We start from the raw sequence: 22,379 nt of genomic DNA, 5'->3' as shown, positions 1-22,379 counted from the left end.
GCTCGGCGCGGGATCGGGCGGGAGGTCAGCGGGTGATGGTGATGTGGGTGCCGGTGGGGGTGCCAGGGTGGTGGAGGTGGAGGAGCTGGAGGTCGGGGTCGTACGTGGAGTCGGCATTGACGGATTGGGGCTTGGTTCCGACTCGGAGGGCGGTGGTGACGTCGACTCCGCTCGGGGCCTCGCAGGTGAAGGTGATGGTGGACTCGTCTTCGTGCCAGTCGGTGATGCGGCCGGCGGAGGCGAGGAGTGGTACGTCGTCGTACGTGAGGTCACGGAGCCACGCCAGGCCGCCCGCTTCGAGTTGGCGGTGCCGGACGATGCCGAGGTGCGGGTCGAGGAGGTCGAGATAGGTGCCCTCGACAACGTGTGTGCCGTCGAGCACGGCGCCGATCAGGTACGGGCCGCGCTGGACGGACAGCCAGTTGGTCGGCTGCCAGGTGGGACCGGCCAGCTCACGGAGCGCGGTGAGCAAGGCGGTGGGATCCTCGGCGAAGTCGGCGGGCCTTTGCCCGAGGAAGCGGATGCGACCCTGACCGATCGGCTGGACGTCGTCACGGCTCCGGTCGGCGCCGAGTGCCTCGGCCAGGTGGTCGGCGCAGGTCTCGTACCGGCCGGTCCACCAGGAGCGGATCTCGTGGTACGGGTCCGCGCCGTCCCCGACGTACAACAGGCTGCCGCCGCGGTTCACCCAGCCGGCCAGCGCGTAGTGGATGCTCGGCGCGAGCGGCTTCTGGAACTCGTAGCTCAGGACGAGTACGTCGAGGTCGTCGAGTGCGTCGGGGGAGTCGATGACGCTCTCGAGTTGCACCGGCGTGACGCGTTGCCCTTCGTACAGCGGGGGCAGCGCGAGGCCGTAGAAGTCGGAGAAATGTAGTTGCTCACGGCCCTCGAGTGCGAGCGCGTCCTGCAGACCGTCGTAATGCCCGCTCTCGCCACCCGGCGACCAGCGCTGGAACATCGCCGTGTCCGAGAGCGCGATCCCGATCCGCGGCCCGTCGTGCGCCCACCGTACGTCGGGCTGGTCGAGATCGCGGAGGCTGTTCATCGCGATCAGGTAGCTGGTCGCGGTGTCGGGCGGGATGAGTTCGCGTTCGGTGGAACCTTCGCGCAGGTACGGACGGTTGAAGATCCGGTGCGGCCACGGCGCGACCTCGTACCGGGAGACGCCCGGGTGCAGGAGCGACGCGACGAGCGTGCGCTGGTAGTTGGCGAGGTAGTCCTCCCAGGTCCGGTCCGGGTGGTCCTCGATCGGGTCGTGCAGGAACCACATCCGCCGGTCGGTGCCGCGGGTCAGGTCCTGCGCGATGCCGTACTCGAGGTACGCGGTCTCGAACGTCCGCTCGGCGACCTTGCCCTTGTAGACGTTCGGCGTTCGTGACGTACCGGTCCACACCTGGGCGATGGCGCCGTCGATCGAGGGGAGTGTCCGCAGCCGCGATTCGGGGCTGACGATCTGCCACTGCGTGTAGTTGAGGAGGCTGTGCGTCGGGACGTAGAACCGGACCTCCCGGCCCTGCGCGAGCGCCTCGTCCCGCAGTACCGAGGTGACGCGGTCGAGGCTGCGGGAGAGGAGGTGCTGCTTGAGCTGGCCGGACCGGAAATGCGCCTCGGGCGTGCTGTGCGGCGGCTGCCACGGCTCCTTGAAGTACGCCCGCCACTCCCGCTTGAACGACTCCGAGTAGCCGGCGCGCGCCCAGAACTCGGGCTCCTCCAGGTGGATGCCTTCGACCCCGAGCTCGATGACCGGCCGCAACTTCTGCACCAGGTATTCGGTGAAACCGAACGTCGGCACCATGTACGGAATGTCGGCGCTCTGCCCGTGCAGGATCGGCTTCCCGTCCGCGGTCGTCTGCGCGTCGTCCCAGTGCCTCGCCCCGTCCCACCGCCCGTCGAGATAGTCCTGGTACGTACCCCAGGAGATCCCGGTCATCAGATGCACCCGATAACCGGCCTCCCGCCACCGCGCGATCCGCTCCGCCGTCGTGTCGTTCAGCCCGTAGACCATGACGAAGTCCGTCCGCAGATCAATGGACCCGTCGTACGCCGCCTGCTCCTGAAACCCCGTCGCCTCACGGTCCCTGTACGTCATGCCCACCAACCCTGTCCCGTGTCGTACGCCGATGCCAGCCACACGTCACCAACTGGACAATGACCACATGCGCCCTGACCTCTCAACGCTCGAACCTACGAACACCCCGACCGGAAGTTCACAACAGGCCGCAGGTACTGGATCGTCGCCCACCTCGGTCCGGTCCGCGTCCACGAGCCGGTCGAAGTCACGTCCGTGATCAACGAACCCCGCCGGGCGGCCTTCACCTACGGCACCCTCGCCGGTCACCCCATTCGCGGTGCGGAAACCTTCCTCGCGGAGCGCCGTACGGACGACTCCGTCTGGCTGACCATCCGCTCGCGAACCCACCCCGCCCCCGGCCTCCGCCGCCTCCTCTGCCCAGCAGTTCTGCCGGCCCAGCGCTTCTATCGCCGCCGCTACTTCGCCGCGCTACTCGTAGAGGGCTGACAGCCAGAGGTGGGTGAGGGTATCGACCAGGACGGCTCGATTGTCGAAGGGTGGGATGCCGCAGGCGGCCAAGTAGTAGAGGCGTTCGCCGGCCCAGGTGAGCGTTGCGGCGAGGGCCGGGATGTCGACGTCTCGGAGTTTGGTGGCGACGCCTGGGTCGGTTTCACGGTCGGCTTCGATTCGCGCGACGGTCGCGTCTGTGAACGTCGCCATCTGCGCCAGCCAGAGCTCCCGCAACTGTGGGTCCGCCGCCCAGCTCTCCACGATGGCACGCAGTACGGCGGCATTCGACAGCCAGAGGTCCGCGCCCGCCTCGATGCCGGCTCGTAGGGTCTGCCGCGGCGTCGCCTGTGCGCGGACCCACGGCTCGGCGGCCTCGTGCCCGGCGCCGACCGCTTGCCGCACCAGCTCGGCCAGGACCGCCTGTTTGCCGGCGAAGTAGAAGTAGAAGCTTGCTCGCGACACTCCGGCCGCGGTGATGATCTCGGCGACGCTGAGTGTGTCGAAGGTGCGCTCGCGCAAGAGCTCGCGGAGCGCGTCGAGGATGCGGTCGCGCAGTTCGGCTCCGCCCTGCTGGGGATCGTCTCGTCGGGCCATCACCGGGCCGACCCTACCAAACGGCGCGTCTAGACGGACTGACCAGACGCACTGTATGGTGCCATGTATGCCACAGATCGCCGTACATCTCGTCGTGAACGATCCCAACTCCGCGGCCGCCTGGTACGTCGACGTCCTCGGCGCCGAGGAAACAAGCCGGGTACCACTGCCCGACGGCCGTCCGCTGACCATCGAGCTGCGGCTCGGCGACACGACCCTGGCTGTCGCGGGGGAGTGGCCGGACCGCGGCCAGTGCACCCCGGCGACCCTTGGAGGCAGCCCGGCCGCCTTCCATCTGCAGGTGCCTCACGCCGACGCCGCGTTCGATCGCGCGATCGCCGCCGGTGCAACACCGGTCGAGGAGCCGTACGACGCCTTCTGGGGCGACCGCACCGCGCAGTTCCTGGACCCCTCGGGACACCGGTGGGCGGTCGACACGCACCAGCGCGACGTCCCCGCGGACGAGTTGGCCGAGCAGGTCGCGGCGATGTTCGGCTGACGCATCGCCGATCAGCTACGGAAGCTCCGGCAAGGTGTGCCGTCCAACCGGTCTACCACCTGCGACAGGTCCGTCAAGGTGGCGTCAAGATCTGTGGGGTGGGTGTCAAGGGGGCGTCAAGATCGGGGGTACTGGCGCCGCGGCGGCGGTTGGCTGGTGGGGTGAAGGTGCTGGAGGTGCCGAAGCGGTTGCTGGTCGGGCGGCCGCTGCGGAGTGAGCGGTTGGGCGAGACGCTGTTGCCGAAGAAGCTCGCGTTGCCGGTCTTCTGCAGCGACCCGTTGTCCTCGAACGCGTACGCGACCGAGGAGATCCTGCTGATGCTCAGCCTGGGCGGGCTCGCATTGCTGCAGCTTGCGCCCTGGGTGGCGGCCGTGGTGGTTCTCTTGCTGCTCGTGGTCGTCGCGTCGTACCGGCAGACCTGCCACGCCTACCCGAGCGGCGGCGGCGCGTATGCCGTCAGCCGGGCGAACCTCGGCCGGAATGCGTCCCTCGTCGCGGCCAGCGCGCTGCTGGTCGACTACGTGCTGACGGTCGCAGTGTCGGTCGCCGCGGGCGTGCAGAACATCGTCTCGGCGATCCCCGCGCTCGCTCCGCACGCGGTCGCAGTGTCGATCGGGATGATCGCCCTGCTCGCGTTGATGAACCTGCGGGGGGTGAAGGAGTCGGGGACGGCGTTCGCGGTCCCGACGTACGGGTTCATCGCAGTCGTGATGGTGATGATCGCGGTCGGGTTCGCCCGGATGCTCGGCGGTGACGCGCCGCGAGCCGAGTCCGCTTCGTACGGGATCGTGCCCGCGAGTCACCTGACCGGTCTGGCCGTACTGCTGCTCGCGATGCGCGCCTTCGCCTCCGGATGTACGGCACTGACCGGGGTCGAGGCGGTCAGCAACGGCGTACCGAACTTCAAGCCACCCAAGAGCCAGAACGCGGCGTCCACGCTGGCGATCATGGGCGGGCTGACGGTCGCGATGTTCGCCGGCATCACGGTGCTGGCGCTTACCTCGCACGTCCACGTCACCGACGATCCGGCACGGCTGGTCGGCGCGCCGGCAGGCTACGCGCAGCGCACCGTGATCGCGCAGGTCGCCGGTGCCGTGTTCGGCGGGTACCACTCGATCGGGTTCTTCGCGGTCCAGGCGTTCACGGCCGCGATCCTGGTGCTGGCCGCGAACACCGCGTTCAACGGATTCCCGATCCTGGCGTCGCTGCTCGGCCACGACGGGTTCCTGCCACGGCAGTTCTCCCGGCGCGGGGACCGGCTGGTGTACAGCAACGGCATCGTGATCCTGTCGGCGCTGGCTGGACTCCTGATCTGGGTCTTCAACGCGAGTACGACGCGGCTGATCCAGCTGTACATCATCGGCGTCTTCGTGTCCTTCACCCTCAGCCAGGCCGGCATGGTGGTGCACTGGACCCGGCTGCTGAGGGAGCCCTCGGCCACGGCCTCGATGCACCGGTCCCGGGCGATCAACGGGTTCGGCGCGGTCTTCACGGCGGTCGTGCTGGTGATCGTGCTGATCACGAAGTTCATGCACGGCGCCTGGATCGTCGTGATCGCGATGCCGGCCGTGTTCGTACTGATGCGGGGAATCCGGCGGTACTACGACCGCGTCGAGGTCGAGCTGACACCGGGCCCGGGCGGCGTCACGCTGCCGCCGCGCGTGTTCGCGGTCGTGCTGGTCTCCAAGCTGCACACGCCGACCCTGAGAGCGCTCGCGTACGCGCGGGCGACCCGTCCGACGTCGCTCACCGCCGTGACGGTCGCGACCGACCAGGAGGCGGCCGACGCGCTGTTGCTGGAGTGGAGCGAGCGGGAGTTGCCGGTGCCGTTGAAGGTGCTGCATTCGCCGTACCGCGACGTCACCGGGCCGGTGCTCGACTACGTGCGCGACATCCGCCGGACCAGCCCACGGGATCTGGTCGCGGTGTTCATCCCGGAGTACGTCGTGGGGCACTGGTGGGAGGCGCTGCTGCACAACCAGAGCGCGCTGCGGTTGAAGGCCCGGCTGCTGTTCCAGCCCGGGGTGATGGTGATCAACGTACCGTGGCAGATGGGCTCCGCGGAGGTCCTCGAGGCCAGGCGGGTCGAGCCGTCCGTGGCACCTGCCCCGGAAGGTCACACCGGTGAGCGCGTCCGGCGCGGGTCTCCCGTGTGACGGGACGACGTGCCACAGTGACCTCGTGGAGCAGAACCGCAGGCCGGATGCCGCCGGGCGCCCACTCGGCCGGATCCAGTCGTCCAGGCACGGACGCCAGGCCCGGCTGTGGACCGGACTCGGCCTCGTCGTCGGGTGTCTGCCGGCGCTGACGATCGCCTTGGTGCCGGTCCGCGACAGCCTCGCGCTGGAGAGCATCCTTTTGCTGTACCTGCTGCTCGTCGTACTGATCGCGGTGACCGGCGGCATCCTTCCCGGCGTCGTCGCCGCGCTCGGATCGGTGCTGTTGGCAAACTTCTTCTTCACCACGCCGTACCACACGTTCGCGGTCGAGCAACGCGACAGCATCATCGCCCTGGTCGTGTTCGTGATCGTCGCACTGACGGTCAGCGTCACGGTCGACCTCGCGACCAGCCGCCGGATCGCGGCCGCGCGCAGCCGCAGTGAGGCCGAGGTGCTGTCGAGGATCAGCGTCGAGCCGGTGACCGCCGACTCGCTGCTCGCGGTGCTCGAGGAGGTCCGGGAAACCTTCGGCATGGACTCGGTCGCGCTGGTCGAACAGTCCGGCGAGGTGGTTGCCCTCGCCGGACCACCGCTGCGGGGAACCCCGGTGATGTCGATTCCGGCCCGGGACGGGCTGCGGCTGGTCACCGAAGGACCCGAACTGTTCGCCGAGGACCGGAGGCTGCTGACCCGGCTGGCGGGCGCGGCCGCGCGGGCCTGGGAGGACCGGCAGCTGGCCGACCAGGCCGGCCGGGCGCGGCAGCTCGCCGAGGTCGACAAGCTCCGCTCTGCCCTCCTCGCCGCCGTCGGGCACGACCTCCGGACCCCGCTGTCGGGGATCAAGGCCGCCGTTTCGAGCCTCCGGCAGAGCGACGTCGACTGGAGTCCCGAGGAACAGCGCGAACTGCTGGAGACGATCGAGGAGTCCGCGGACCGCCTCGACGACCTGATCGCGAACCTGCTCGCGATGAGCCGCCTGCAGGCCGGCGCACTGAGCGTCGACGTACGTCCGCTGGTGCTCGACGAGGTCGTCGGCAAGGCCCTCGCCGGGATGCCGCACGACGCGGTCGAGGTCGACGTACCCGACGACCTGCCGCTCGTGCTCGCGGACGCCGGCCTGCTCGAACGGGTGATCGCCAACCTGGTCGACAACGGCCGGCGCTACGGTACGGCGGCCGTCCGCGTCGGCGCGGTGGGCGACGGCGACGTGGTCCGTGTCGTGGTGGTCGACACCGGTCCCGGCGTACCCGCCGAGGACTTCGACCGGATGTTCACCCCGTTCCAGCGGCTCGGTGACAATCCCGCGGACGGCGGCGTCGGACTCGGCCTCGCGATCGCCCGCGGGTTCACCGAGGCGATGGCCGGGGTACTCACACCCGCATCGACACCCGGCGGAGGGCTGACCATGACAGTGACGCTCCCGGTGGCCCCATGACCCGCATCCTCATCGTGGACGACGACCGGCAACTGCTCCGCGCGCTGGCCATCAACCTGCGCGCCCGCCACTACGACGTCGACACCGCCGCCGACGGCGCCGCGGCGCTCGCGTCCGCCGGCAAGCATCCGCCGGACCTGGTGATCCTCGACCTCGGGTTGCCGGACCTGAACGGGGTGGAGGTCGTCCACGGTCTGCGGGGCTGGAGCACGGCGTCGATCATCGTACTGTCGGCCCGCGACACCCAGGCCGACAAGGTCGCGGCTCTCGACGCGGGCGCCGACGACTACGTCACCAAGCCGTTCGGGATGGACGAGCTGCTCGCCCGGATCCGGGCCGCACTCCGCCGGACGACACCGGAGACCAGCGCGGCCACCGTCAGTACGGCGGCCTTCACGATCGACCTCGCCGCCCGGCGTGCCACGACCGCCGCGGGCGATGTCCGGCTCACTCCGACCGAGTGGAACCTGCTGGAGATCCTGGTCCGGAACCCGGGCAAGCTGATCGGCCAGAAGCAGCTGCTGCGCGACGTCTGGGGTCCCGGCTACGAGGCGGAGACCAACTACCTGCGCGTGTACATGGCCCAGCTGCGGCGCAAGCTCGAGCCCGATCCGTCCCGTCCGGACCACCTGATCACCGAGCCGGGCATGGGGTACCGCTTCGAGCCGTAGCCCGGTGACGTGGTCCTGCTGACACCGGTGTTAGAGAGGCGTTAGAAACCGCGGGGCGGGCGTGACCGGCTGGTTAGGCTCCCGGCAGTGATAGAAACGCGTGAGAACGAGACGGTCGGTGTGCCGCCGGTCACCCACGGTAAAGTGCTGGCCTGGCTGCTGCACGACCGGCCGGTCGGGCAGCAAGGGCCGCATCGGCCGGCGCCGCACCCGACTCACCGGTGGTGGAAGGTCATGTGCCTCACCGGGGTGGACTACTTCTCCACGCTTGGCTATCAGCCTGCCATCGCGGCGGCCGCCGTCGGGTTGCTGTCGCCGGTGGCGACGCTGATCCTGGTGCTGCTGACCCTGCTGGGCGCCTTGCCCGTGTACCGCCGCGTGGCGGCGGAGAGCCCGCACGGCGAGGGCTCGATCGCGATGCTCGACCGGCTGCTCGGGCGGTGGAAGGGCAAGTTCACGATCCTGGTGCTGCTCGGGTTCATGGCGACGGATTTCATCATCACGATGACGTTGTCGGCCGCGGACGCCACCGCGCACGTGGTCGAGAACCCGTACGTCCCGCAGTGGTTCCACGGCAAGGAAGTGATCATCACCCTGGTGCTGCTGGCGTTGCTCGCGGGTGTGTTCCTGCGGGGCTTCGGCGAGGCCATCGGGATCGCCGTCGCGCTGGTCGTGGTGTACCTCGGACTCAACTTGGTTGTCGTCGGCAACGCATTGTGGAACGTCGTCACCGCGCCCGAGCTGGTGACGAACTGGCGCGGCATGCTGACCACCGAGCACTCGAACATCTGGGTGATGATCGGCATCTCGCTGGTCGTGTTCCCGAAGCTCGCGCTCGGTCTGTCCGGCTTCGAGACCGGGGTCGCGGTGATGCCGCAGGTGGACGGCGCGCCGGACGACGACCCCATACACCCGGAGACGCGGATCCGGAACACCCGCAAGCTGCTCACCACCGCCGCGCTGATCATGAGCGGCTTCCTGATCACCAGCAGCTTCACGACGATCGTGCTGATCCCCGAGGACGAGTTCAAGGACGGCGGCGCCGCGTCCGGCCGGGCGCTCGCGTTCCTGGCCCACGAGCACCTCGGCAACGTGTTCGGGACGGTGTACGACGTCAGCACCATCCTGATCCTGTGGTTCGCCGGGGCGTCCGCGATGGCCGGTCTGCTGAACATCGTCCCGCGCTACCTGCCCCGGTACGGCATGGTCCCGGACTGGGCGCGTGCGACCCGCCCGCTGGTGATCGTGTTCGGCCTGATCGCGTTCGTGATCACGCTGCTGTTCAAGGCCGACGTCGACGCCCAGGGCGGCGCGTACGCGACCGGCGTCCTGGTGCTGATCATGTCCGCGTCGATCGCGGTGACGTTGTCGGCGCGGCGCAAGCAGGAGAAGTTCAAGACCGTCGGGTTCGGCGTGATCAGCCTGGTGCTGCTCTACACGACGATCGCGAACATCATCGAGCGGCCGGACGGCGTGCAGATCGCGTCGTTCTTCATCGTCGCGATCGTCCTGACCTCGCTGATCTCGCGCGCCACCCGGTCGCTGGAGCTGCGCGCGACCGAGGTCCGCTTCGACGAACAGGCGTGCCGGCTGATCTCGGCGGCCGCCGAGCACGGCGATCTGCGGATCATCGCGAACGAGCCGGACGACCGCGACGAGGCGGAGTACCGGGACAAGGAGGCCGAGCAGCGGGAGATGCGGAACCTGCCGGAGGGTCCGCCGATCCTGTTCCTCGAGGTGACGCTGACTGACGCGTCCCAGTTCGAGACCGAGCTGGACGTCCGCGGCGAGGAGCGGTTCGGGTACGACATCCTGCGCGTCGACAGCCCGAGCGTCCCGAACGCGATCGCCGCGCTGCTGCTGAAGATCCGCGACGACTGGCACGTGATGCCCCACATCTACTTCGCCTGGGCCGAGGGCAACCCGTTCCACTTCCTCATCCGCTACCTGATCTCCGGGGAGGGCGACGTACCCCCGGTCACCCGCGAGGTCCTGCGTCGCGCGGAGCCCAAACGATCCGACCGCCCCTGGGTACACGTCGGCTGAGGCCACGACGGATCAGTACGTCGAGACGCTCCCACGCCGGTGACGACGCGTTGATCGACGACTGCACGAGCTGGGGGAGCCCCGCGTCGGCGAGCTGCTCGCGAAGTTCGCCGGCTGGGTACCGTTCGAGTGACGCGTCGACGATCCGCTCCGCGAGGTCGGCGAGTGCCGGGTCGTCCGGGGCGAGGTGGTACGCGCGGTCGCAGTCGAGGTAGAGGCGGCCGAGTACGGGATCGGCCTGTGCCTCGGCCTGATCGGTGAAGTAGCGGTGGGCGGTCGCGGCGTCGGTCGCGAAGGTGAGGATCCAGAGATCGCGTTCCATCGCGATCCAGCGGTCCGAGAACCCGAGCTCCGCGAGTTGCCGCAAGTGCTGCTCGACTTCGCCGGGCAGGAACGGGTTGTTGCCGACGGCAAGTTCATGCAGCCGGGTACGGGTCCTGGTCAGCGTGTCGATCCGGGCCGTGAGCTCCGCCTCCGCCGCGGCAGCTGCCGCGGCCAGTTCGGCTGCGGTTCCCGCGGTCACCGAGGCGATCCGGGCGAGCGGCAGGCCGGCCTCCGCGAGCGTACGGATCTTGATCAGCTCGACCAGATCCTGCGCGGTGTAGCGGCGGTATCCGGATGCGTCCCGCGGCGGTTCCGGCAGCAGGCCCTTCTCGTGGTAGACCCGGATCGTCTTGGTCGAGACCCCGACGTACTGCGCCAGCTGGCCGATGGTGATCACCACACCAGCTTGACCTTTCCCCTGGGGCAAGGCGACAGGCTCGCCGGATGACGACCTTCGACCGCGAAACCCTGCGCGCCCTCGCCGACGAGGGCAACGAACGCGCCCTCGACCAACTCGCCGACCTGGCCGAGGCTGCGGACGACGTACAGGAGCTGAGCGACCTCCTTGACGAAGGCAGCCAACACGCCGGCGAACTCCTCACAAAACGAGCCGCAGCCGTGAAAGACCTCCGAGAACTGCAGCGCATAGCCGACGCCGGCTACGACGAAGCAGCCGAGGTTCTCGACGGTTTGCTCAGGGGTACCGGCAACTGAGTGCGCGGGTGTGCGCCGCGCCGACCCGCATAATCCGCGGGTTGGTGGGAGACTGCGGGAGAGGGGGTACTGGTAGCGACCGGAGAGCGGTGGAGTGCTATGAGTCTCGCTTACGAAGTCGGTCTTCCGCTGGTGGCCGAGGCGGATGTTCATGCGCCCTGGAACGGGCACGACACCCGGGTGCTGATCATGGCGGTGGTCGGTATCGCGATCATCGTGGTGCTGATCGTCGCGCTGAAGGTGCATGCGTTCCTGTCGCTGACGATCGGCGCGTTGTTCGTCGGGGTGGCGTCCGGGATCGGCGCCGGTGCCGTCACGAAGTCGTACGAGAACGGCGTCGGCAGCGTCCTCGGGTACGTCGGCGTACTGATCGCGCTGGGCGCGATGGTCGGCAAACTGCTGGCCGACTCCGGTGGGGCCGACCAGGTCGTCGACACGCTGCTGCGCGGCAGATCCGGTGGGTTGCCGTGGAAGATGGCGCTGATCGCGTTCATCATCGGCATCCCGATGTTCTTCGAGATCGGCCTCGTGCTGCTGATCCCGGTGGTCGTTCTCGCGGTACGGCGTACCGGTGCGCGCGCGATGCTCCTCGGTATCCCGGCGCTGGCCGGCCTGTCCGTACTGCACGGGTTCGTACCACCGCACCCCGGTCCGCTGGCCGCGATCGGCGTACTGAAGGGCAACGTCGGCATCACGCTCGCGCTCGGGCTGCTGGTCGCGATCCCGACCGTGATCGTCGCCGGTCCGTTGTTCGGCCGGCTGGCCGCGAAGTGGGTCCCGATCGGTGCCGCGGGCGCCGCGCTCGAGGTCGGCTCCGGCCACCACGACTCCGAGCCGGAGCGGACGCAGGACGGGACGCACAGCACACCCACCGCTGAACCGCACAACCCGCAGCACGCCGCTCCGCAAGGCACCGTCCAGGGGACAGCCCAGGGGAGCGCGCCGGGCACGGTCCGGACCGGTACGCCGAGCTTCGCGGCGACACTGAGCACGGTTCTCCTCCCGGTCGTGCTGATGCTGATCAAGGCCGCGTCCGACGTCTGGATGAGCAAGGACAACGCGATCTACCCGGTGCTGCAGTTCATCGGCGACCCGGTCGTCGCGCTGCTGATCGCCGTACTGCTCGCGATGTACACGTTCGGGACCGCGGTCGGTTTCGGCGTACCGGAACTGAGCCGGAAGATCGGCGAGAGCCTGCTGCCGATCTCGGGCGTGATGCTGATCGTCGGCGCCGGCGGCGGGTTCAAGCAGGTCCTGGTGGACGGCGGCACCGGTACGGCGATCGCCAAGATCGCGATCGCCGCGAACCTGTCGGCCTTGCTCCTCGGCTGGATCGTCGCCGTCCTGATCCGGCTCGCCACGGGTTCCGCAACGGTCGCCACGGTCACGGCCGCCGGTATCGTCGCCCCGCTCGCGGGCGGGCTGAGTACGAGTCACATCGCGCTGGTGGTGCTCGCGATCGGTGCCGGGTCGCTGTTCTTCTCGCACGTCAACGACGCCGGGTTCTGGCTGGTCAAGGAGTACTTCGGGATGACCGTTGGCGAGACCATCAAGACCTGGTCGGTGATGGAGACCGTCATCTCGATCATGGGTCTCGCCATGACCCTGCTGCTCTCCACCTTCCTTTGACCTCGTGCTGGTTGCTGGCGGCAACGATATGGCGAGGTAGGCTGCCGTTGGGCCGAGGAGACTGTCATGAATCAAGGGCTGTTGAACTCATTGACGGAAGCCGAGCGATTGCTGGTCGCGGAGACCGAGCGGGACGCGTTGAAGCTGCTAGCGGGACCGGGACAAGGCGGAACTGTTCGAGTTGGTGCTGGCGCAGGTCAGCCGGGAGGTGGCGACGGTCGCCAGGCGAGCATCGATGGAACTGCGCAGCGAACGGCTCGCAGCAGCGCGCTCCAACGCCTCGCCCAGCTCCAAAGGCTCGCAGGTTGCCGGGACTTCGGCGCTGACCGTCGACCGTCCCGTGCCGGACGCCACGAAGCGTCCCCGGGCGACGAAGACCACCGGTGGACTGAAGAAGGACGCCTCGACCCGGGCAGCCGGCGCTCGTCGCCAGGCCGAGCGCGACGCCCGCTGACGATCTCGCCCGAATCGGGGGATCTCAGCCGGCGCCGGGTCAGGTCTGCTGGTCGCGCGGCGGCGGGAGGTGGGTGATGGACGGTGCGGACGTCAGGATTCGACGACCGCTGCGTCGGCATGCACTCGCGAGAGCCGTAGTAGTCGGCGCCGCGCTCGTGACGGTCGGCCTGGCGTACGCCGTACTGGCGCCGAACGACGCGGCCGGTGCGGACGGTCCGCAGTCGCAGCAGATCGAGGAAGGCCGCCGGTTGTTCGCGGTCGGCTGCTCGAGTTGCCACGGTCTGCACGCCGAGGGTGGCACGACCGGCGAGGGACGCGTTGCCGGCCCGTCGCTGATCGGTGTCGGTGCGGCCGCGGTCGATTTCCAGGTCGGTACCGGGCGGATGCCGGCCGCCCAGACCAACGCCCAGATCCCGCAGAAGCCGCCGGTTTACACCGAGCAGGAGATCGCGGCGCTGGCGGCGTACATCGCGTCGCTGGCGCCCGGGCCCGCTGTGCCCCCTGCGGACTCGTACGACGTGAGCAAGGTGCCGCAGGCCGAGATCGCCCGGGGCGGTGAGCTGTTCCGGACGAACTGTACGGCCTGCCACAACTTCGCCGGCCGCGGCGGCGCACTCCCGAACGGCCGCTATGCGCCGTCGCTGATGGGCACCTCGCCCAGGAACATCTATCTGGCGATGCTGACCGGCCCCCAGCAGATGCCGGTCTTCTCCGATGACGTCCTACTTCCTCAGGACAAACGCGCGATCATCGCCTATGTGGTCAGCCTGCAACAGGCGAAGGACCCGGGCGGATTCCCGCTCGGCCGGCTCGGGCCGGTGTCCGAAGGCCTGTGGGGATGGCTGGTGGGTATCGGCCTGCTCGTCGCGGTCGCGGTGTGGATCGGCGCCCGCGTGCCCCGGGTCGGCCGGCCACCGAAGCGGCAGTAGGGCAATGCCCTTCAATACAACGCTTGACCGGCCGAAAGTCGATCCGGCCTCTGCCATAATCCACCGGCGCCCGTTAGTCTCGTGATTTGGGCAACCGGCACTTCAAGACCACGTGATATCGGTCAAGAAACGTGGGACGTCGGCCAGGGGAGGGGCGACGAGGGTGACTACCCCGATGCCTGGGCGTGCGGACCGTGGCCGGAGCACGGGCGGAATCCCGCGACCGCCGCTGACTCTCGTGAGCCGGCAGCGGCTGCATGCGGCGCTCGATCTCGGCGTCCGCTCGACGCTGACGATGCTGGTGGCACCGGCCGGCACCGGCAAGACGGTGTTGCTGTCCGACTGGGTGGCGCGTCGGCGGCAGTCAGGCGACGCGGTGGTGTGGGTCCCCGGGCAGGAACCGGAGGCGCTGGAACACGCCCTCGAACAGGCCGCCGCCGGCGTACCGACGGATCCGATCGTGATCGACGACGCGCACCTGCTGCCGCCGGACACCGTCGCGGAGCTGTCAGGCGTACTGCGGAAGGCGCCGGACCCGATCCGGGTGGTCCTGGCCAGCCGGTACGACCTGCCGCTGCCGGTATCGGAACTGGGGTTGCGGGGACTCGCGCTGACCTTGCGGTCGGGGGATCTGCGCTTCACCGATGCCGAGGCGACCGAACTGGTGCGCTCGCATGCCGGCAAGGCAACACCGGAAGACGTGCAGCTGTTCCAGCGGAACACGGCCGGCTGGGCCGCGGCCCTGGTGCTCGCGGCCCGGACGCTCGCGGCGTCCGGTGACGCTGTTTGGCCGTTGGTCAACCAGCAGCCGGTGCTCGACCTGCTCCTCGGGGAGACGTTCAGCACCTTGGACACGCGGGTCCAGGCGATGCTGCTGAGCACGTTCGGCGCCGGATCGGTGACCGGTCGGCTGGCGACGATGCTGAGCGGCGACCCGGAGTCCGGCGCGATGCTGGCGGAGCTGGCGGGCAGCGGTCTGCTGGTGACGGCGTACGCAGGTGGCTCGGGCGCCTCAGCCGGGGACACCGTGTATCGCTATCACCCCTTGCTGGTCGAGTTGCTCCGCCGGCGGGCGGCCGCCGACTCCGAGGACGCGCGGATCGTCGTGGCCGCCCAGCACCGATCGGCGCGGTACTACGAGAACCGTGGCGACGGCGGCGCCGCGCTCCGCAGTGCCCTGGGCGCCGACGATCCCGCCCTGATAGCCCGGATCCTGCTCGTCCACGGGCCGGAGCTGCTGGCCGCCGGCGAGGCCGGTCTGATCGCGGCGGCCTTCGAGGCCATCCCGGACAACTTCGTCGCCGATCATCCGCATCTGGTCGGTGTTCGCGGACTCCTCCGGCGGGTCAGCGGTGATGTCGCGGGCGCGGTCATGGATGCGGCGTCGGCCGACCAGCTGACGCCAAGAACGGACGGCACTCCGGACGACGATGCGTTGCAGGCCGACATTGCGCTGCTGCATCTGTGGGAGTCCCGGTACGGCTGGCACGACGTACGGGCAGCGATCGACCGCACGCGATCACTACTGGCGACGGACCCGGCCAACGGCGCCGATCGGCATCGGACGGTGCTCGGCGCCGAGCGGCTGGCCTGGCTGCTGATCGAGCTCGCCGCCGCGGAGACCTGGTCCGACGATCTCGACCGAGCACTCGAGCACGTGGACGAGGCGATCGTCACCGCGCGGATGGCCGGCCACGTACGCCTGATCGGTGGTGGCTTGGCACATCGAGCGGTCGTGCAGTACGTCCGCGGTCAGGTGCAGAACGCGGCCGAGTCGGCGCGAGCCGCTCTCGAGGTGGCCGGAGACGATGGCCTGCCACCCGAGTACGCCGTACGCGTGGCTGTCGTGCTGGGATTCGCGGCCCTGAGTGAGCTGGACCTGGAGGCCGCGTGGCGCTGGTACGGGCAGCTGGCCGAGTCGGAGGTGGCGGGCTCGGACACTGTCGTCGCGGGGTTGCGCGCGGTACTGCGGGGCGTACTCCTGATCGAGAGCGGCCACCTCGACGACGCGTCGACGGCGCTGACGACCGAGCCCGAGGCGGTCGGACCGTTGCCGTCGTTCCTGTCCCGCGACCTGGCGCTGCTGCGCTTCCGGCTGGCGGCGCTGCTCGGAGACCAGAGCGGCATCGCGACCCAGCTCGGCGAACTCGATCGGACCGGGAACAGGTCGGAGGCCGAGCTCGTCCGCGCCATGCTGACGATCAGCCGGGGTGAGCCACAGGCGACCGCGGCCCTGATCGACGAGGTACTGGACGCCGGTGGCAGCTACCCGCCGCTGGCCTCGGCGGCGGCCTCGTTCCGCACCGTGCTGCTGGCCCGGGCGGCCGACACGTCGATCGCCGAAGCCTCGCTGGTCGACACGCTGAACCGGGTCGCTCCGCAGCGGATGCTGCACGCCCTGATCCCGGCCGGGCACGAACCGGCGTTCCTCGACGAGTTGCGCAGGCACGTCGCCGGCCCGAATCCGCATCCGTTCGCGGCGTTCGCGCTGCGGAAGCTGTCCGATCACCGCGCCGCGTGGAGCGAGTCGGGTGGTACGACGCTGCTGGCCCGGTCGAGGCCGAACGCGAACAGCCCGCCTCCGCGTCGCCTCGACGCGGTGGTGAACGGAGCTCACATCCGGCTGACGGTACGGGAGGCGGAGGTGCTCGACCAGCTCGCCCTCGGCAACTCCTACGGCGAGATCGCCGAGGCGCTGTTCATCACCGAGAACACCGTGAAGACGCACCTGATGTCGCTCTATCGCAAGCTGGGGGTGGAGAAGCGGTCCGCCGCGCTCCGGGTTGCCCGCAGTACCGGGCTGGCAAAGTCACCCTAAACGGAGGAGGACGCGCGTCGGGGCGGTTGGTGGGATGAGGCGTTCAGCGTGCGCCGCGAGGCGCCTTCCCCCTGGAGGAATCCGTCATGACCCATCTGGTGGTGCTCGGTCTGGACAGTCGCGAGGACGCCGAACGCGTGCTCCAGCTGACCGACGAACTGGCCAAGCAGGAGTTGCTGCAGCGTGAGGACGCCGCCATCGCCTACAAGGACAGCAAGGGCAAGGTGCGGATCCAGCAGACCATGAACCTGACCGCCCACGGTGCGGCCGGCGGAGCACTCTGGGGCACGTTGATCGGCCTGATCTTCCTGAACCCGCTGGCGGGTTTCGCCGTCGGTGCGGCCAGTGGCGCGATCGCCGGCAAGCTCACCGACGTCGGTATCAGCGACCAGCTGATCAAGGAGGTCGGCCGGCAACTGCAGGAAGACCACGCCGCCGTGTTCCTGCTGGCCCGGTCGGCCACCGTGGACCGGGTCGTCGACGCGCTCAAGCCGTACGGCCCGACGATCATCCAGACGAACCTGACCAAGGAGCGCGAGGAGGAGCTCGTCCAGGCGCTGCAGAGCTGACGGGGGTAGGTCTCGTGAACACGATCCCGGACGACTTCGATCCGATTCCCTCGACGCGGTACCGGCCGGCCGTCGCCGTCGGCAGCCTGAAACAAGCGATGGACGAGGCGGACGCGCTCGCCGTTCCGGTCGCCGCCGGAGCGGAACCAGCTGACGAGCTCGGCGCCGACGCGGCCGCTCTGGCCTCGGCGGGCTTCACCGCCCAGCGCGGCGAGACGCTCGTCAGGCCGACGACGGACGGCCCGGTCCGCGTCGCGGTCGGCACCGGTACGCCGGACCGGTTGGACGTCACGCTCGTTCGGGACCTGGCCGCCGAGTTCGCCCGGGCTGTCCCTTGGCACAAGCGGCTCGCGATCGAGGTTCCGTCCCGGGACGTCGGGGTCTCCGCCGGCGACTTCGCCCAGGCGGTGACCGAAGGCGTGCTGCTGGCCCGTTGGCGGTACTTCGTCGGCAAGAGCGGCGACGACCCATTGCTCGAGTCGCTGCTGGTGGTGGCCTCCGACGCGGACGCCGATGAGGTCGCCGCCGGAGTCGAACGCGGTCGCGTGATCGCAGCGGCGTACTGCCTGGGCCGTGACCTGGCCAACTGCCCGGCGAGCACGCTGTCGGCGACCCGGATGGCCGATGTCGCGGAGGAGGTCGGAGCGGCGGCAGGCCTGCAGGTGGAGGTCTTCGGCAAGGACCAACTGATCGAGCTGAGCTGCGGGGGACTGCTGGGCGTCAACCGTGGCAGCGTGGAGCCGCCGCGGATGATCAGGCTGCGGTATCAACCGGACGAGCCGACCGGCCGGATCGCCTTTGTCGGCAAGGGCATCATGTACGACTCGGGCGGCATCAGCCTGAAGCCGAGCGACGAGTCGCACGCCCAGATGAAGAACGACATGACCGGCGCCGCGGTTGTGCTCGCCTCGATGACGGCACTGAAGGCGCTGCGCTGTACGACGGCTGTCACCGGCTACCTGATGTGCACCGACAACATGCCGTCCGGGTCGGCCATGAAGCTCGGCGACGTACTGAGGATGCGCAACGGGCTGACGGTCGAGGTGCTGAACACCGACGCCGAGGGGCGCCTCGTGATGGCCGATGCCCTCGCACTGGCGACCGAGGAGCCGGTCGACGCCGTCGTCGACATCGCCACCCTGACGGGCGCGTGCCTGCGCACCTTCGGGGTCGAGCTCGCCGGCGTGATGGGGAACGACAAGGCCGTCGTGGAGCAGTTGCGGCGCGCCGGTGAGGCCGTCGACGAGCCGGTCTGGGAGCTCCCGCTGCACCGCCCGTACCGTACGCAGCTCGACTCGTCCATCGCCGACCTGACCAACATGGGCGGCATCAACGCCGGCTCCATCACCGCCGCGCTGTTCCTCGAGGAGTTCGTCGCCGGTCGTCCGTGGGCCCACGTCGACATCGCCGGTACGGCCCAACTGCCGGCGCCACGGACGTGGCGGAACAAGGGCGCGAGCGGTTTCGGCACGAAGCTGCTGATCGAGTTCGCCCGCGCATTCGACCGTCCTGCGGCCGCAGAGGCGCAGCAATGAACGCGAAGACGGTCGACGAGAAGCCCGGCAAGCCCGGCGCGATGCAACGGATCCTGGACGGCGTCGAACGCGTCGGCAACAAGGTCCCGCACCCGGCGCTGATCTTCCTCGCGCTGATCGTCATCGTGATCGTGCTGTCCCAGATCCTGTCCTGGGCCGGCACCAGCGTCACGACCGAGGTCGCCGAACCCGCGACGGTCCAGGTCGCCCCGGAGTACCCGCAGGGTACGAGTGTCGCGGGCAACGACGCGCCACCGGCGCCGGCGATCCCGGACTACACGGTGAAGCACGAGACGATCAAGGCCGAGAGTCTGCTGACCGGTGACGGTATCCGGTTCATCTTCACCACCGCCGTCCAGAACTTCAACGACTTCGGGGTCGTCGCGGTGATCCTGGTCGCGATGATCGGGGTCGGCGTCGCCGAGGAAGCCGGCCTGATCGCCGCGCTGATCCGGAAGATGGTGAAGGTCGCACCGAAAGCGTTGATCACGTTCATCATCGTGCTCCTCGGCGGTATCTCCAGCGTGGCCTCGGACGCCGGGTACCTGGTCCTGATCCCGCTGGGTGCGGCCGCCTTCGCTTCGCTGGGGCGACATCCGCTGGCGGGCATCGCGGCGGCGTACGCGGGGGTCAGCGCGGCCTTCTTCGTCAACATCCTGATCACCCCGGCGGACGGCATCATCACCGAGGTGACGAACGAGACGATCGGTCTGGTCGCGCCCGGCGTGCACCTGAACGTCACGCACAACTTCTACTTCAGCGTCGCCGCGACGCTGTTCTGCGCCCTGGTGATGACCGTGATCACTGAGCGGCTGCTGGAGCCGCGGCTCGGCAAGTACGACCCGGCCGAGGCGCCGTCCGACGCGCCGGTCGAGCACCACGCCACCGAGGAGGAGATGGCGCTGGAGTCGCGCGGGCTGCGGTGGTCGGTCTACTACCTGCTGGTCGCCGTCGCCATCGTGTCGGCCCTGACCTTCATCCCCAAGGCACCGCTGCGCAACCCTGACACCGGGGAGATCTTCGGGTCCTCGCCGTTCATGAGCAGCCTGCTCTTCATCATTTCGATGCTGTTCCTCGCCGCCGGTCTCGGGTACGGGCGCGGCGCGAAGTCACTGACCGGCAGCACGAACGTCATCAACGCGATCGTCAAGACCTTCAACGGGCTCGGCGGACTGATCTTCCTGATGCTGCTGATCGCGCAGTTCATTGCCTACTTCAACTACACGAAGATGTCGACGCTGGCCGCGACCGGGCTGGCCGACCTGCTCGAGAAGGCCGACATCGGAGCGCTGCCGCTGCTGATCGGCTTCATCCTGCTGGTGTTCGTGATCGACCTCATCATGCCCGGCGTGATCCCGAAGTGGGCGATCCTGGCGCCGATCTTCATCCCGCTGTTCTACCGGCTCGGCATCGCGCCGCAGACGGTGGTCGCGGCGTACCGGGTCGGCGACGGGCCGGCGAACGTGATCACGCCGCTGATGGTGTACCTGCCGTTCATCGTGCTGGTCTGCCAGCGGTACCGGAAGAAGGCCGGCCTCGGGACCGTGGTGTCGATGATGCTTCCGTACACCGGCATCGTCCTGGTCGCGTGGACCCTGTTCTACGTCGCGTGGTACCTGATCGGGATTCCGTGGGGTCCCGGCGCCCCGGTCCACCTCGGCTAGGAGTGGGGACCGGGTGCCATGGATGACGGAACGCTGAGCCTGATCATCCTCGGGCTCGCCGTCGCCGTGTTCGTGTGGAACCGGCTGCCTGTCGATGTGGTCGCCGTACTCACCGCCCTCGCGCTGTGGGCGACCGGCGTCCTCGGATTCACCGAGGTGATCGCGGGTTTCGGGGACCCGGTGGTGATCTTCATCGCCACGCTCTTCGTGGTCAGCGAGGGCATCGACTCGACCGGCGTCACCGCCTGGGCCGGTCAGACGATCGTACGGTACGCCGGAACGACGCGGACCCGTCTGCTGATCGCGGTCACCGCCCTGTGTGCGGTGTTGTCGGCCCTGATCACCTTGAACGGCGCGGTCGCGGCCCTCCTGCCACTGGTGGTGATGCTCGCGCTGCGCATCGGTCAGCCGCCGTCGCGGATGCTGATGCCCCTGACGTTCGCGGGGAGCGCGGGCGCGCTGCTGATGCTGACCGGAACGCCCGTCAACATCATCGTCTCCGAGGCGTCGGCCGATGCCGGCGAGGGCGCGTTCTCGTTCTTCTCGTTCGCGTTGGTCGGGGTGCCGCTCGTCGTCGGCACCATCGCCATCTCGGTCCTCCTCGGCCCCCGCTTGCTGCCGGCGGCGCGACCCGCGCATCCGGCGGTGGATCTCGCGCTGCACGCGAAGACGCTCGACCTTCACTACGCGCTCGCCGACGGGTTCTACCGGCTGCGTGTTCGTGAGTTGTCGCCGCTGCTCGGCCGAGGAGTGTCCGAGCTGGACCTGACGCCGTTCCCGGGTGTTTCGATCGTCGGCGTGCAGGACGGGCAGGGGCGGTACCGTGCCGACGCCGCGCTAGCTGTCGACGATGTACTGGTGGTGACCGGGCCGAAGGACCAGGTGAGCAACCTGACCGTCGAGTCGCGGCTCGCGGTCAGTATGGCGCCGGCCCAGGTCGACGACCTGCTGACCCGGGAGGCGGGCGTGGTCGAGGCGGTGATCCCGCCGCGGTCGTCCTTGGTCGGTGAGACCGTGTTTCCGGGGATGCACCGCGGACCTGACCTGGTCATCGTCGCTGTGCAGCGGATGGGCAAGGATCGCGGCAGCAAACCGACCCAGCTGGCCGAAGGGGACGCGCTGCTCGTGCACGGCGCCTGGACGGCGCTGGACGAGCTCACCCGAGATCGAGACATCCTGCTGGTGGATTCGCCAGAACTCGTTCGCCGCCAGGCCGTGCCGTGGGGACCGAAGGCGTCGGTCGCCGTCGCGATCCTCGCCGCGATGGTCGTGCTGCTCGCGACCGGCGCCGTACCGCCCGCGATGGCCGGCCTGCTCGCCGCGCTGGCGATGGTGCTGACCAAGGTCGTCCGGCCGGCGCAGGCGTACCGCGCGATCTCGTGGCAGATCGTCGTACTGATCGGCGCCCTGATCCCGTTGTCGGGGGCGATCCGGTCCAGCGGTGGCGCCGACCGGATCGCCGACCTGATCATCGACGCGGTCGGGCCTGGCCGCCCGTACCTGTTGCTGCTCGCGCTGTTTCTGGTGACCGCCGCGCTCGGCCAGGTGGTGAGCAACACGGCGACCGTGCTGATCGTCGTGCCGATCGCGGTGGCGGCCGCCCACGGGACCGGTACGTCGGTACGCCCGGTGCTGATGCTGATCGCGGTCGCGGGTGCGGCCTCGCTGCTGACGCCCATCTCGACGCCGGCGAACATGATGATCATGAGCCCCGCGGGCTACCGCTTCGGCGACTACTGGAAGCTGGGTCTGCCGGTCCTGGCCTGGTGGTTGCTCACGGCAATTATCGTGATCCCGCTGGTCTGGTCGTTCTGAC

General features: G+C 69.2%; 17 protein-coding genes and 1 pseudogene. 15 read left to right on the top strand and 3 right to left on the bottom strand.

Features of this window, described 5'->3' with window-relative positions; all coding sequences use genetic code 11:
• Window positions 1–25: 25 nt before the first annotated feature.
• Window positions 26–2,089: a hypothetical protein gene (locus ACZ5BU_RS10825; RefSeq protein ID WP_465697579.1), complete on the bottom strand. Its 2,064-nt coding sequence runs from the start codon at window positions 2,087–2,089 to the stop codon at window positions 26–28.
• 114 nt (window positions 2,090–2,203) lie between these two features.
• On the opposite strand from ACZ5BU_RS10825, the pseudogene ACZ5BU_RS10820 reads away from it, so the two are divergent.
• A pseudogene (locus ACZ5BU_RS10820) lies at window positions 2,204–2,518 on the top strand (DUF1990 family protein); the annotation flags it as partial.
• Here the strand turns inward: ACZ5BU_RS10820 and ACZ5BU_RS10815 are convergent.
• A complete protein-coding gene (locus ACZ5BU_RS10815; protein WP_465699237.1) occupies window positions 2,501–3,115 on the bottom strand; it encodes a TetR/AcrR family transcriptional regulator in 615 nt (204 codons plus the stop codon). The pseudogene ACZ5BU_RS10820 and the gene ACZ5BU_RS10815 overlap by 18 nt on opposite strands.
• A 67-nt stretch (window positions 3,116–3,182) precedes the next feature.
• Here ACZ5BU_RS10815 and ACZ5BU_RS10810 point away from each other — a divergent pair, with 67 nt between their 5' ends.
• The 5 genes from ACZ5BU_RS10810 to ACZ5BU_RS10790 all read left to right on the top strand — a co-directional run bounded on the left by ACZ5BU_RS10810 (window position 3,183) and on the right by ACZ5BU_RS10790 (window position 9,925).
• Entirely contained in the window at window positions 3,183–3,614 is a 432-nt protein-coding gene (locus tag ACZ5BU_RS10810; protein ID WP_465697577.1) for a VOC family protein, read from the top strand.
• Window positions 3,615–3,775: 161 nt separating this feature from the next.
• On the top strand, window positions 3,776–5,770 hold the full coding sequence (locus ACZ5BU_RS10805) for an APC family permease (RefSeq protein WP_465697575.1): 1,995 nt from the start codon (window positions 3,776–3,778) through the stop codon (window positions 5,768–5,770).
• A 25-nt stretch (window positions 5,771–5,795) separates the two neighbouring features.
• Window positions 5,796–7,208 carry a sensor histidine kinase gene (locus tag ACZ5BU_RS10800; protein WP_465697573.1) on the top strand — a complete coding sequence of 471 codons (1,413 nt, stop codon included), beginning with the start codon at window positions 5,796–5,798 and terminating at the stop codon, window positions 7,206–7,208.
• Window positions 7,205–7,879 carry a response regulator gene (locus tag ACZ5BU_RS10795; protein WP_465697571.1) on the top strand — a complete coding sequence of 225 codons (675 nt, stop codon included), beginning with the start codon at window positions 7,205–7,207 and terminating at the stop codon, window positions 7,877–7,879. Before ACZ5BU_RS10800 ends, ACZ5BU_RS10795 begins: the two co-directional genes overlap by 4 nt.
• A gap of 87 nt (window positions 7,880–7,966) precedes the next feature.
• The gene (locus ACZ5BU_RS10790; protein ID WP_465697569.1) at window positions 7,967–9,925 is read left to right on the top strand and encodes an amino acid permease; all 1,959 of its coding nucleotides are present in this window, start codon (window positions 7,967–7,969) and stop codon (window positions 9,923–9,925) included.
• Here ACZ5BU_RS10790 and ACZ5BU_RS10785 read toward each other — a convergent pair.
• A complete protein-coding gene (locus tag ACZ5BU_RS10785) occupies window positions 9,858–10,649 on the bottom strand; it encodes a MerR family transcriptional regulator (protein WP_465697567.1) in 792 nt (263 codons plus the stop codon). The genes ACZ5BU_RS10790 and ACZ5BU_RS10785 overlap by 68 nt on opposite strands.
• Window positions 10,650–10,693: 44 nt before the next feature.
• Between ACZ5BU_RS10785 and ACZ5BU_RS10780 the strand changes: the two genes are divergently transcribed.
• The 9 genes from ACZ5BU_RS10780 (at window position 10,694) to ACZ5BU_RS10740 (ending at window position 22,378) form a co-directional block, all read left to right on the top strand.
• The gene (locus tag ACZ5BU_RS10780; protein ID WP_465697565.1) at window positions 10,694–10,963 is read left to right on the top strand and encodes a hypothetical protein; all 270 of its coding nucleotides are present in this window, start codon (window positions 10,694–10,696) and stop codon (window positions 10,961–10,963) included.
• 99 nt (window positions 10,964–11,062) lie between these two features.
• On the top strand, window positions 11,063–12,592 hold the full coding sequence (locus ACZ5BU_RS10775; protein WP_465697563.1) for a GntT/GntP/DsdX family permease: 1,530 nt from the start codon (window positions 11,063–11,065) through the stop codon (window positions 12,590–12,592).
• A gap of 235 nt (window positions 12,593–12,827) precedes the next feature.
• A complete protein-coding gene (locus tag ACZ5BU_RS10770; protein ID WP_465697561.1) occupies window positions 12,828–13,046 on the top strand; it encodes a hypothetical protein in 219 nt (72 codons plus the stop codon).
• Window positions 13,047–13,122: 76 nt separating this feature from the next.
• Complete coding sequence (qcrC, locus tag ACZ5BU_RS10765; protein ID WP_465697559.1) at window positions 13,123–13,977, top strand: cytochrome bc1 complex diheme cytochrome c subunit; 855 nt, start codon at window positions 13,123–13,125, stop codon at window positions 13,975–13,977.
• A gap of 238 nt (window positions 13,978–14,215) precedes the next feature.
• Entirely contained in the window at window positions 14,216–16,795 is a 2,580-nt protein-coding gene (locus ACZ5BU_RS10760) for a LuxR C-terminal-related transcriptional regulator (protein ID WP_465697557.1), read from the top strand.
• An 86-nt stretch (window positions 16,796–16,881) separates the two neighbouring features.
• Entirely contained in the window at window positions 16,882–17,364 is a 483-nt protein-coding gene (locus ACZ5BU_RS10755) for a DUF1269 domain-containing protein (RefSeq protein ID WP_465697556.1), read from the top strand.
• A gap of 14 nt (window positions 17,365–17,378) precedes the next feature.
• Window positions 17,379–18,899, top strand: coding sequence for a leucyl aminopeptidase family protein (locus ACZ5BU_RS10750; protein WP_465697554.1), 1,521 nt, complete (start codon window positions 17,379–17,381; stop codon window positions 18,897–18,899).
• Entirely contained in the window at window positions 18,896–20,563 is a 1,668-nt protein-coding gene (locus ACZ5BU_RS10745) for an AbgT family transporter (RefSeq protein WP_465697552.1), read from the top strand. Before ACZ5BU_RS10750 ends, ACZ5BU_RS10745 begins: the two co-directional genes overlap by 4 nt.
• Before the next feature lie 18 nt (window positions 20,564–20,581).
• Window positions 20,582–22,378, top strand: coding sequence for an SLC13 family permease (locus ACZ5BU_RS10740; protein ID WP_465697550.1), 1,797 nt, complete (start codon window positions 20,582–20,584; stop codon window positions 22,376–22,378).
• The last annotated feature ends 1 nt before the right edge of the window (window position 22,379 follow it).

This window comes from Kribbella sp. NPDC031520, assembly GCF_055580825.1.
Note: the sequence above shows the minus strand (reverse complement) of the source record. Positions and strands in the feature narration are given on the sequence as shown.